This is a genomic window from Streptomyces sp. ADMS (genome assembly GCF_033441795.1).
GTDB lineage: Bacteria > Actinomycetota > Actinomycetes > Streptomycetales > Streptomycetaceae > Streptomyces.
Window position 1 is genome coordinate 59127 of the sequence record NZ_JAVFVX010000009.1, and the last position, 11725, is coordinate 70851.

Annotated in this window: 6 protein-coding genes and 1 pseudogene; 3 read left to right on the top strand and 4 right to left on the bottom strand. The window is 71.1% G+C overall.

Annotated features, from left to right (window positions below):
* Window positions 1–155: 155 nt before the first annotated feature.
* Window positions 156–995 (bottom strand): phytanoyl-CoA dioxygenase family protein, encoded by an 840-nt coding sequence (locus RB628_RS06370; protein WP_318319295.1) that lies wholly within the window; start codon window positions 993–995, stop codon window positions 156–158.
* A 62-nt stretch (window positions 996–1057) separates the two neighbouring features.
* On the opposite strand from RB628_RS06370, the gene RB628_RS06375 reads away from it, so the two are divergent.
* Both RB628_RS06375 and RB628_RS06380 read left to right on the top strand, forming a co-directional pair.
* A complete protein-coding gene (locus RB628_RS06375) occupies window positions 1058–2020 on the top strand; it encodes a helix-turn-helix domain-containing protein (protein ID WP_318319296.1) in 963 nt (320 codons plus the stop codon).
* Between the two features lie 522 nt (window positions 2021–2542).
* The gene (locus tag RB628_RS06380; RefSeq protein WP_318319297.1) at window positions 2543–4477 is read left to right on the top strand and encodes a ricin-type beta-trefoil lectin domain protein; all 1935 of its coding nucleotides are present in this window, start codon (window positions 2543–2545) and stop codon (window positions 4475–4477) included.
* Between the two features lie 22 nt (window positions 4478–4499).
* On the opposite strand, the pseudogene RB628_RS06385 reads toward RB628_RS06380, so the two are convergent.
* The 3 genes and pseudogenes from RB628_RS06385 to RB628_RS06395 all read right to left on the bottom strand — a co-directional run.
* A pseudogene (locus RB628_RS06385) lies at window positions 4500–4952 on the bottom strand (ArsB/NhaD family transporter); the annotation flags it as partial.
* A gap of 42 nt (window positions 4953–4994) precedes the next feature.
* A complete protein-coding gene (locus tag RB628_RS06390) occupies window positions 4995–5582 on the bottom strand; it encodes a DUF4232 domain-containing protein (protein ID WP_318319298.1) in 588 nt (195 codons plus the stop codon).
* Between the two features lie 127 nt (window positions 5583–5709).
* Window positions 5710–8085 (bottom strand): SpoIIE family protein phosphatase, encoded by a 2376-nt coding sequence (locus tag RB628_RS06395; RefSeq protein WP_318319299.1) that lies wholly within the window; start codon window positions 8083–8085, stop codon window positions 5710–5712.
* 265 nt (window positions 8086–8350) lie between these two features.
* Between RB628_RS06395 and RB628_RS06400 the strand changes: the two genes are divergently transcribed.
* On the top strand, window positions 8351–11443 hold the full coding sequence (locus tag RB628_RS06400; protein WP_318319300.1) for a glycoside hydrolase family 2 TIM barrel-domain containing protein: 3093 nt from the start codon (window positions 8351–8353) through the stop codon (window positions 11441–11443).
* Window positions 11444–11725 lie beyond the last annotated feature (282 nt).

Genomic DNA, 11725 nt, shown 5'->3' on the forward strand with positions numbered 1-11725 from the left:
CGATGCTCGGGGCGCGCCTCGCACGATCGTCCCGCCGAGTGGGGGAAGGCACGCCCGACCTGGATCCGACCGACAAGGAGATCGACGAACCGGGGCCAGCCGTACACCCCGCACCCGATCAGCACGCTCCTTCTCCCTCGTGCCGGGTGCCGCCGTCAGTGCGGTGCGGACATCGCCCCGAACTCCGTGCCGCACGGCCCCGCGCCCTCGCTCTCGCTCAGCCGGACCCGGTCACCGTTCATCGAGATCGTGCGGTAGAAGTGGCCGATGCGCTCGGCCGAACGGCCCACGTAGTGCCCGATGAACGAGCGGCGGAACCGGTCGGCGCTGCGGTTGGGCTGAGAGCCGTGCACCAGGCTGCCGTTGAAGAACAGAACGTCCCCCGGGTCCATGTCGACGGGCACCGTCGTCAGGCCCGGCGGTGGGGGTACGTACTCCCGCGCGAAGGACAGGCCGGCGTCCGCCTGCTCCGGACAGAACAGGTCCATGCGGTGCGTGCCCGGCACGACCTCCAGACCGCCGTTGTCCCGGTCGATCGCCTCGCAGGCGACCCACGCGGCCACACATGTGCCCGGTTCGACCCGCAGATAGAAGTTGTCCTGGTGCAGCGCCTGCCCCCGGGCACCCGGCGGTTTGAAGTAGAACATGCTCTGCGCGGCCAGCACCTCCTCGCCGAGCAGCACCTCAAGGACGGCGCGCAGCCGGGGGTCGAGCAGCCGGCTGAGCGACGGCTCGTGGAACTCGTGCGGCTGCATCACCCGCGGATACGCGTCCAACGGATCGGCCGGACGCCCGTCCTGCGCGGACGGGCGCGGCTCGAAGTGCCCCGGCACCGGACCGGCCGCGTGCAGCGCCGTGAACTCGGCGCGGAACGCCGCGATCTCGTCGTACCCGAACAGGCCCCGTACGACGGTGAATCCGTCCTCCTCGAACCGTAGGCGCTCCACCTCCGGCAGGATGGGGGCGTCGGCTGCCCCGATGCCTGTGACTGTCATCGTCCACTCCTACGGTCCACTGTCATCGGCCGCCAGAGTAGGGCCGCCGGACCCTGGGGAGGATGCCCGTGAACGCTGACGGATTGCCCGAGACCGCTGTCCCCGCCCCACCGCCCGGTCTGGTGACCGTCGGACGCTACGACGAGGGACCCGGTTACGCCGTCAACCGGCCTCAGGGCGCGGACAGTTGGCTGTTCACCTGGACGACGGGCGGCCACGGTCTGCTGACCCAGGGCGAGGCCGGGACGCCGGCCGGCGCCGGGGACCTGGTCGTCCTCGGGCCCGGGGTGCCCCACCGCTACCTGGTCCAGCCGGGCGCCCCGCACTGGCGGTTCTGGTGGGCGCACTGTCAGGCCCGCCCCTCCTGGACGGCCTGGCTGATGCCGTACGCCGTCGGCGACGGCATGTACGTCGTCGCCCCTGTCCCCGTCGCCCTGCACGACCGCATGGCGACGGCGTTCGCCCGAATGCTGTCCGACGCCCGCTGGCCCGCGAACGTCGCGCCGCCCGGTAGTGCTTCGCCGCCCGTGCTCAGTGGCCCGGTAGCCGTCGCACACGGCATCGCCGCACGAGAGCTTGCCCTCTGTTCCCTGGAGGAAATCGTTCTGCTCGCCTCGGCAGCCGCCAGCCCTCTGCCAGAACGGCCGGGAATCGACGCTCGGGTGAGCCGGGCGCAAGCTCTGATCGCCGCCGATCCCGCAGCCCCGCACACCGTCCGGTCGCTCGCCGAGGGGGTCGCGCTCTCACCCTCACGGTTCGCGCATCTGTACACCGAGCAGGTCGGACGCTCGCCGATGCGGGCGCTGCGCGAGGCCCGGCTGCGGCATGCGGCCCGGTTGCTGGAGGCCACCGACCTGCCGGTGGAACGCGTCGCCGTCGCCTCCGGCTTCGCCAGCCCCTTCCACTTCAACCGCATTTTCCGGGAGCGCCACGGGATGCCACCGGGTGCGTACCGGGCGCTGTGCAGGCGCGGTCCGGCGGAAATCGGGCCCGCTATTGGTTTCGCGGTGGCTCCGGGAGGGTGAGGTGAAGGAACCGGACAACTCGTGTGACGGCGCCGTGTGTTGCGGCGGTGGACAACGCGTCCTGAACATGAGCTGCGGAAACGTGCGGAAGGACCGTCCAGGGGTGCCGTGGGCGGGTGGTTTCGCGCCACCGGCGGGGGTTGGCCGCCAATGGTTGCGAAACAGCCCTGAGTGAAGTGAATACCGTTTGCAATGAGGATGTTGATACAGTGGCAATCCCTAAAGATGCATGCCATTGACATCTCGTCAACCGCTTTAGGTCACACCGGAATGCGGAAAACGGCGTGATCTCTTGTTCCGGCTCGATGGGCTGTGCAAAGGTGTGCACGTCGGCGTGCGGACTATCTTTTTCCCCCTGCACGTACGCGGCGTCCCCGTTGGCTCCCCGCTCCAAAAGAGCTGTCCGCTGCGGACGTTCGCGATGCCGATTCCCCGTTTGGTCGGATCCTGTCGTTTCGTCGGCAGGGTCACATACCCCTAGGTATGGACTGAAACCCGCGTTGTCCGTGGAGGAATGCAGACGTGAAAGACGCAGGCCTGTCGAATTCCCCAACCCCCGCTCCCGCGTATGAGGCCTCGGATGTCGAACTCAGTGCCGAGCTGAAGAAGTGGACGGGAACGACGCCCGCGCTCCATCCCGTAGGTGAACTGCTCGACCGGCACTGGGAAGCAGCGTTCGCCTACGCCCGTCTCTGCACCAGCGGCCCGCGCCCCGCCGGAATGCTCACCACCGCCGCGTTCACGCGCCTCTTCGGGGAATCCCTGCGGCAGAGCGGCCCCACCTCCGCGTGGCGGCCCCACCTCCTGGTCACCGTGCGCCGTCTGGCAGCCGAGTGGGAGGGCGACCACCGCCACGAAATGCTCCACCCCGAGCTGCGCACCACGCCCGGCGGCGGCAACCGCGTCGCCGCGCGGCTGCTGCCCGCGCCCGACCGGCGGCTGCTCTCCAGGGCGTTCCAGAACCTCCCTCAGTCCGCGCGCTGCCTGCTGTGGCACGCGGAGGTCGAGGCCGAACCGCTGGAGATACCCGCCGGCCTGCTGGGGCTGAGCGTGACGGACGCCGCCGTGGAACTCGGCCGGGCCCGCGGACGCCTGCGCGAGGAGGTCCTGCACGTCCACCGCGAGGTCGTGCCCGAGGAGGAGTGCCGCCGCTACATCCGGCTGATCGACGTCACCTGCCGGCGCCGCAGTTTCGACATCGACCCCGACCTCGCCAAGCACCTCGCCGACTGCAAGACCTGCCGGCACGCCGCCGACCAGCTGAACCAGTTCAACGGCGATCTCGCCCTCGCGCTGGCCGAAGGCGTGCTCGGCTGGGGCGCGCGCGCCTATCTGGAGTCCCGCCCGGGACGCGCCGCCGAGAGCGCCATAGTGGAGGTCGAGCAGGCCCCGATCATCGAGATCGCCACGGCCGAGAGCCTGCTCCCGGTCCCGCGTGTCCTGGCCCAGGCCCCGCCCATGCCCACGACCGCCCCCGTCTCCACCGAGCTGGCCGTCCGCCCCGGATCGCACCGCTCCGCGCACAAGGCGGCCCGGCGCGCGGTCCGCCGCCGCAACCGCGCCCTGGCTGTCGCGACGGTGAGCGCGCTGGTCGTCGTCCCGCTGGTCCTGTGGTCCGTCCTGGGTTCGGGTGACGAGGAAGGCCCGACCGCCGAGACCAGCCCTTCGGACACCGCGACCAACGGCTCCGGCACCTCCGGCAACGACCCCTCCTGGATCGGCGAGGGGGAGACCACGAAGGGTGCTCTGCGGGGCCGGCTGCACAACGTCGAGTCCGGACTGTGCATCGGAATCACCGGGGGCAAGTCCGTCGAGGGCGCGGAGACCGAGCTGACCACCTGCTCGTCGGCGCCCGGGCAGCAGTGGTCGTACGAGACCGACGGCCTGCTGCGCAGTCTGGCCGCCCCCGACCTCTGTCTCGACTCCCACCTCGGCTACTCGGTCCAGCTCGCCCCGTGCACGGGTGCGTCCCAGCCCGGCACCAAGAACGTGCGCTACGACTTCACTCTCCAGGGCACCCTCGTCCCGCGCTGGGACCAGGACCTGGCGCTGACACCCGCCGACGCCGAGGGCAGGACGCCGCTGGTTCTGAAGTCGCGGGAGGAGTCCGCCGACCAGCACTGGGTCTTCGACTCGTCGGACCCCTCGCTCCAGATGGAGGCCGTCAACTGGGACGCGACCGCCGAGTCGAGAGCCCCGGTCGTCAAGAAGAGCGCGGAGCCGACACCGACGCCGACCCCGACGCCGACCCCCACACCGGCCGAGCCGTCCCCGACACCGTCGACGGCCGAGCCGACCCCCTCGGCCTCGAACCCGACGAACGTGCCCTGCTACTACTACGGGTACTACTACTGCGGGAACGGCCAGTCCGGAGACACCAGCGGCGGCAACTACGGCTACGGCGGCGGATACGGATACGGATACGGCGGTGGCTACGGCGGCTGGGGAGGCCGCTGACACGATCGGGCACGGCCGGCCCTCAGCCCCCGGGAACAAGCAGCGAGCCCCACAACGCCACCACGGCCGGGATCAGCGCGGCCGGCACGGAGATCAGCCCCAGCCGCGTGAACTCGCCGATCCCGACATCGTGTTCGTGCCGGTGCACGATGCGCCGCCACAGCAGGGTCGCCAGCGACCCGGCACAGGTCAGGTTCGGACCGATGTTCACCCCGAGCAGCACGGCGAGCACCGAACCCGGACCGGCCGTGGCGGTCAGCGGCAGCAGCACGAGCACCGCGGGCAGGTTGTTGATCAGATTGGCGAGTACGGCGGCCGGGACGGCGATCCCGAGCAGTGCGCCCAGTCCGGTCCCGTCGGGCAGCACCCGGCCGAGCGCGTCGGCGAGCCCGCTGTCCACGACCGCACGGACGACGACGCCCAGCGCCAGGACGAACGCGAGGAACTTGGGCGCCGTGGCCCGCACCACCGTCAGAACCTCATAGCAGCAAGCCCACTCACCGGCCCGTCGACAAGGTCAGGCTCCGGTACCGGAACCGAAGACCGTCAGGAACACCGACGACTCGTTCCCGCCGACGGGCACCTCGCCCTTCTCCCACACCACCTTCAGCTGCTCCCGCTCGTCCGGCGGGGTCACCAGCAGTTCGGCGGGGGTCGCCGTCGTGGCCTCGCTGGTCTCCGGGTTGGCGAAACTCAGGCCAGCCCAGGCACTGTCGCCCGGTGCCAGTGTGACCGTCGTCGGCGTGTCTTCGGAGCGCTTCGGGGCGGGGCCCAGCTGCTTGCCGGCCGCGTCCACGAAGGCGGCACCCGGGTAGCCCTGCAGGGTGCAGGTGCGGTCGGAGTCGTTGGTGAGGACGACGGGGAAGTTCTTCTGCCCGGCGCCCGGATCGAGGCGCCCGACCGAGGCGCGCAGCTCGGGGGTGCGGCAGCGGGTGCCGTCCGTGGACGGGACGGCTGTCGAGGGGACGGCCGTGCCGGGCGGTGTCCCCGGCGGGGCCGGCGTGTCGCCGCTGTTGCCGCAGGCCCCGAGCAGGCCCAGTGACGCGAGCGCGCTCGGGAGCAGCGCGGCCCGGGGCACCGGGCGGGATGTACGGAAGGTCGCCATGTCCACACTCCTGGAAGTCACTGCGCTCACGGTGTGTCGTGCACCGTCACGAGTGTCCGAAGCGGCCGGAATCCAAAAGGTTCGCGGGGCAGCAAAATGTTCGCCGTCGGTCAGTGACCGCCGGGACTCACATCTCGTCCGTGAGCGAGAGCTCCGCCCAGATGGTCTTCCCGTCGGGTGTGTGCCGGCTGCCCCACCGTTCGGTGAGCTGGGCGACCAGCAGCAGACCGCGGCCGCCCTCGTCGAAGGTTCTGGCGCGCCGCAGATGCGGGGCGGTGTGACTGCTGTCGGAGACCTCGCAGATCAAGGTGGCCGCGTCGTGGATCAGGCGCAGCCGGATGGGGTGCGAGCCGTAGCGGATGGCGTTGGTGACCAGCTCGCTCACCACCAGCTCGGTGGTGAACGCGGCCGGGCTCAGGTCCCAGACGTCGAGCTGCTCGCCGACCTGCTTGCGGATCGGCGCGACGAGCGCCGGATCGGCCGGGATGTCCCACGTCGTGACCCGGGAGGCGGGCAGACCCTGGGTACGGGCCAGCAGCAGCGCCACGTCGTCGGCCGCGCCGCCCGGCGGGAGCAGGGTGTGCAGGATGCGGTCGCACGTCTCGTCCAGCGAGTCCGCGTACGCCGCCAGCGCGTCGCACAGCAACCGGTGACCGGTGTCGATGTCACACTCGCGGCTCTCGATCAGCCCGTCGGTGTAAAGGGCGAGGACCGTGCCCTCGGGCAGATCCAGTTCCGTGGACTCGAACGGGAGCCCGCCCAGACCCAGCGGCGGACCGGCGGGCAGCCACACCTGCCGGGGCGCACCGCCCGGCTTGAGCATGACCGGCGGCGGATGCCCGGCGCGGGCCAGGGTGCAGCGCCGCGACACCGGGTCGTACACCGCGTACAGACAGGTCGCCCCGACCTCGCCCGGGCTGCCCTCGCTGCCGGCCTCCGCGGACAGCCGTACGACGAGGTCGTCGAGGTGGGTGAGCAACTCGTCCGGGGCGAGGTCGATGTCGGCGAGCGTACGTACGGCGGTGCGCAGCCGGCCCATGGTGGCGGAGGCCTGGATGCCGTGGCCGATGACGTCCCCGACGACCATCGCGACCCGCATCCCGGACAGCGGGATCACATCGAACCAGTCGCCGCCCACCCCGGCCCGCGCCGCCGGGAGATAGCGCGAGGCGGCTTCGAGGGCGGCGGTGCGCGGCAGGGTCCGGGGGAGCAGGCTGCGTTGCAGGGCGAGGGCGGTCTCGCGTTCGCGGGAGAACCGGCGGGCGTTGTCGATGCATACGGCGGCCCGGGCGGTCACCTCTTCGGCGAGCAGCGCGTCGTCGGTTGTGAACGGGTCGGGCCGCCGGTACCGGGTCAGCACGGCGACGCCGAGGGTCGTGCCGCGCGCCGTGATCGGCACGGACATCGTGGAGTGGATGCCGAACTCCTGGACCCGGTTGAAACGCGCCTTGTCCCAGGCCAGCCACTGTTCGAAATCGCCGGAGGGCAGGGTGGCCACGATGGTGCGGCCCGCGAGGAGGGAGTCGGCCTGGGGTGAGAAGGCGGGGTACTGGTCCAGCTGGCCCGGCTTGGTCACGGCCTCCGGGCTGCCCGGGGTGATCGACCGATGGGCGGCCCGGCGCAGGCTGATGGGCGCCGTCAGTTCGGCCTGGCGGTGGTCACCGCCGTGCTGCGGCGGGTCCAGGAGGTCGACGCTGACGAGGTCGGCGAGTGCCGGGACGCAGACGTCCGCCAGCTCCTGCGCCGTCCGGACGACGTCGAGGGTGGTGCCGATGCGTACGCTCGCCTCGTTGACCAGCTGAAGCCGCTCCCGGGCCAGGTACTGCTCGGTGAAGTCGTGGGCCGCGAGACAGACCCCCCGCACGCGTCCCTCGGCGTCCTTGAGCGGCGCAAGCCGGGCCAGCCAGGCGTGCGCGTGGTCCTCGCCGCCGGTGCGCAGATAGGTCTGCACGTCCTTCGCCCGGCCGCTGGTCAGCACGTCGAGCATGTGCCCCTCCAGCTCCGCGCTGCGCTCCCGGCCCCCTATCTCGGCGATTCTGAGCCCCCGGATGCGCTCCCGCGGCAGCCCGATGGCACCGGCCATGGCGTCGTTCACGCCGTGCAGCCGCAACCGGTCGTCGTACACGGCGGTCGCGCAGGGTGCCTGGGCAAGCGCTGCCCGCATCAGCGGGTCGTCAGCGGGACGCGGATCGCTCTCCAGCGGGGTGACGACCAGCCAGTCGCCCCGGCCGCCGTCCGGGGACGGCCGGTGGTGGGCGAGGACCCAGGCGGACACCGTCCGGCCGTCGCGGTGACGCAGCGAGAGGACGCCGTGCCAGAGGTCGTTCGTCGGCCTGCCGGGCCCGTCGTCCCCGAGCAGGGAAGCGGCGGGGCGGCCCAGCACCTCGGCCGCCGACCAGCCCAGCAGCCGGTGAGCGCCCTCGTTCCAGCCGGTCAGTGTGCCCCGCCCGTCGACGACGGCCCGCGCCGTGGCGGCATCGTCGAACGGGTACACCGGGCTCATCGCCGCCACTCCATCGTGAACACTCACAGTGAGCAAGGGACGTCACTGGGGTTCACAGTAGTGCGTCCTGCCATTGAGCGGTCGGGAACACCGCTGTCCCCAGCCCGAGATGAAGGCCGCGGCAGGGGCGGGATTCAGGCCGTTGTGACAGGTGAGGCCGAAGTACGTCACCGGACCCTTGACGGGTGCATGTTCCACACCGTCAGAATCTGTTTGTTAACGATCAGTTGTGAGTACTTCTGGGCCCTGATGAGGGAGAGCAGCCATGACGGTCACTCGCAGATCGGTGTTGATCGCCGGTACGTCCGCCCCTGCGGCCGGAGCCCTCCTGGGCACCGCGGCCGACGCGCGGGCCGCCGACGGCCGGGCCGGCCGCCACACCCTCCCGCTGCGGGACGGCTGGCGCTTCGCGCTGGCCGACCCTGGCGGGATCACCGACCCCACGGGCGCGTACGTGAACGCCCCCGACCCCGCGTACGACGACTCGGCGTGGCGGACGGTCGCCGTCCCCCACGACTGGAGCATCGAACTCACCCCGACCACTGACCACGGCACCACCAGCGGCACCGGGTTCTTCCCCGGCGGCCTCGGCTGGTACCGCCTCGCCTTCACCCTCCCGCCCGCGCTCGCCGGCAAGCGGATCTCGGTGGAGTTCGACGGCGTCTACATGGACTCGTACGTCTACTGCAACGGCACGGAGGCCGGCCGCCACCCCTACGGCTACACCGGATTCACGCTCGACCTCACCGGCCTTCTGCACACCGACGGCACCACCGAGAACGTGCTCGCGGTCAAGGTGCAGAACCGGCTGCCCAGCAGCCGCTGGTACTCGGGCAGCGGCATCTACCGGGAGGCCCGCCTGGTTGTCACCGAACCGGTGCACGTGGAGCGCTGGGGTACGTATATCACCACGCCGGAGATCGCCGGGGACCGGGCCGTCGTGCGGGTGGCGACCTCCGTGGTGAACGCGTCCGGCGCCACCGCCGACGTCGAGGTCGTCTCCCGGATCGTCGACCCCCGCGGCCGTACGGCAGCCCGTGCCTCGTCCACGGTCGCCGTCGGCGACCGGTCGACCGAGACCCACGAACTCACGGTCCCCGAACCGAAGTTGTGGGACATCGCGACCCCCCACCGCTATACACTGAAGACCGAACTGCGCGTCGCGGGCAGCACTACCGACACCTGCCGCACGACCTTCGGCATCCGCGGCTTCCGCTTCGACCCGGACGAGGGCTTCGAGCTCAACGGCACCTACCACAAGATCAGGGGAGTCGACCTCCACCACGACCTGGGCGCCCTCGGGGCCGCAGTCAGCGTCGACGCGATCCGCCGGCAGATGACCATCATGAAGTCGATGGGCGTCAACGCCTTCCGCACCTCGCACAACCCGCCCTCGCCGGAGATGATCCAGGTCTGCGAGGAACTGGGCATCGTGATGATGGTGGAGGCGTTCGACTGCTGGCGCAGCCCCAAGACCCGCTACGACTACGGCCGGTTCTTCGAGGAGTGGGCGGACAGGGACGTCACGGAGATGGTGCGGGCCGCCCGCAACTCGCCCGCCGTCCTCATGTGGTCCATCGGCAACGAGATCTCCGAGTTCACCTCCACCGCCGGTCTCGGCATGGCGGACCGGCTCATCGCCGCGGTCAGGGCGTCCGACGGCACCCGCCCGATCGTGATCGGCTCACACCGTCACCGCAGTGTGCCCGCCCCCGGCACCCCCGGCGACCTGATCCTGGCCAAGCTCGACGGCCTCGGCCTCAACTACAACACCGCGGCCTCGGTGGACGCCCTGCACGCCCGCTATCCGCACCTGTTCCTGTTCGAGTCGGAGTCCTCGTCCGAGACCTCCACCCGGGGCACCTACCAGGAGCCGGAACGCCTCAACACCGGGGAGAACCACACCCCGGGCAGACGCGCTGTCTCGTCGTACGACAACAACCTCGCGTCCTGGACGATGAGCGGCGAGTACGGCCTGAAGAAGGACCGGGACCGCAAGTGGTTCGCGGGCGAGTTCCTGTGGTCGGGCATCGACTACATCGGCGAGCCGACCCCGTACGACGTTTTCCCGGTGAAGGCGTCCTTCTTCGGCGCGGTCGACACGGCCGGGTTCCCCAAGGACATGTACCACCTGTTCCGCAGCCAGTGGACGAGCGACCCGATGGTCCACCTCCTCCCGGCGACCTGGAACCACGAACCGGGCGACACCGTGGAGGTCTGGGCCTACGCGAACGTCGACACGGTGGAGCTGTTCCTCAACGGAAAGTCCTTGGGCACAAGGCGGTTCGACACGAAGAAGACGGTCGACGGCCGCGTCTACCTGGAGACCACGGAAGCCACCGGCGACGACAAGACCGTCACCTCGGGCCCCTGGCCCGGCAGTTACACCAGTCCGAACGCCAGCGCGGGCAAACTCCACCTGACCTGGCATGTGCCGTACGAGCCGGGCGAGTTGAAGGCGGTGGCCAGGCGGGACGGCCGGGTCGTGGCGACAGACGTCCTGCGGACGGCGGGCCCGGCACACGCGGTACGGCTCACCGCGGACCGCAAGTCCCTTGCGGCGGACGGCCGTTCACTGTGCTTCGTGACCGCTGACGTCGTCGACGCCCGGGGTGTGACAGTGCCCGGCGCCGAGCACCTGCTCGCCTTCGAGGTCGACGGCGGTTCACTGGCCGGCCTCGACAACGGACGCGAGGAGAGCGCCGAGCGCTATCAGGCGAGCACACGAACCGCCTTCCACGGAAAGGCACTCGCCATCGTCCGGTCCGGCACGCAGGCGGGGCGACTGAAGGTCACGGCCCGATCGGCGGGGCTGCGCACGGGGAGGATCACCGTGCGTACGACGGCCGCGCGCGACGAATCGCCGACGCCGGCCGTGTCCTTCACGCCCGACCCGGGCCCGGGAGCCCCTACCTACCCTCTGGCGGACGCCGGTTACTCCGGCCGCCCCGACACCCTGCCCGCCGCGATGCTCGACGGCGCGCCGGGCACCGGCTGGTCCAACGGGTTCTACAAGGCGCCGACCGCGCTGCTGCCCGCGTTCAGGGGGGCCCGTGCGGAGGACTGGGTATCGGTCGACTACGGGAGGGTCCGCGACTTCACCCGGGTCGAGGTCGCCTTCACGGTGGACGCGACGCACGCGCTGCCCGCGTCGGTGGCCGTCTCGGTATGGGACGGCGACGGATACGTTCCGGTGCCGGACGCGACAGTCGAGTGGGCCGAAGCCTCCGGCACACCCACGGTGATCATGTTTCCGGCGGTACGGGGCACCAGGCTCCGGCTGGACCTGACGAGCCGTTACCCGGGGGAGGAGCGGGGCGCGGTGCGGATCAGCCGGCTGGAGGCGCCGGCGGGCTGAGTTTCGCCCCCGCCGCCCCTGCCCGTCCCATCCCCGGCGGCTCCGCCCCCGGACGCCGGAGGGTCGGGATCCAAGCCCGTCCGGCGTTTGAGGACGAGGCCGTTTAGGCCGAAGCGGGGGTCTGGGAGCGGCAGCCCCCAGGGACGGGAATGGGTAGGGGCGGCGGGGGCGACAACCCCGTACGTGAGCCCAGTCCCGTCCGGACCGTTGACGAGACGTGACGCCTCGCACAGCATGGGCCACGTCCGCATCTGGGAGCGCTCCCACGGCACAGCGCCACTC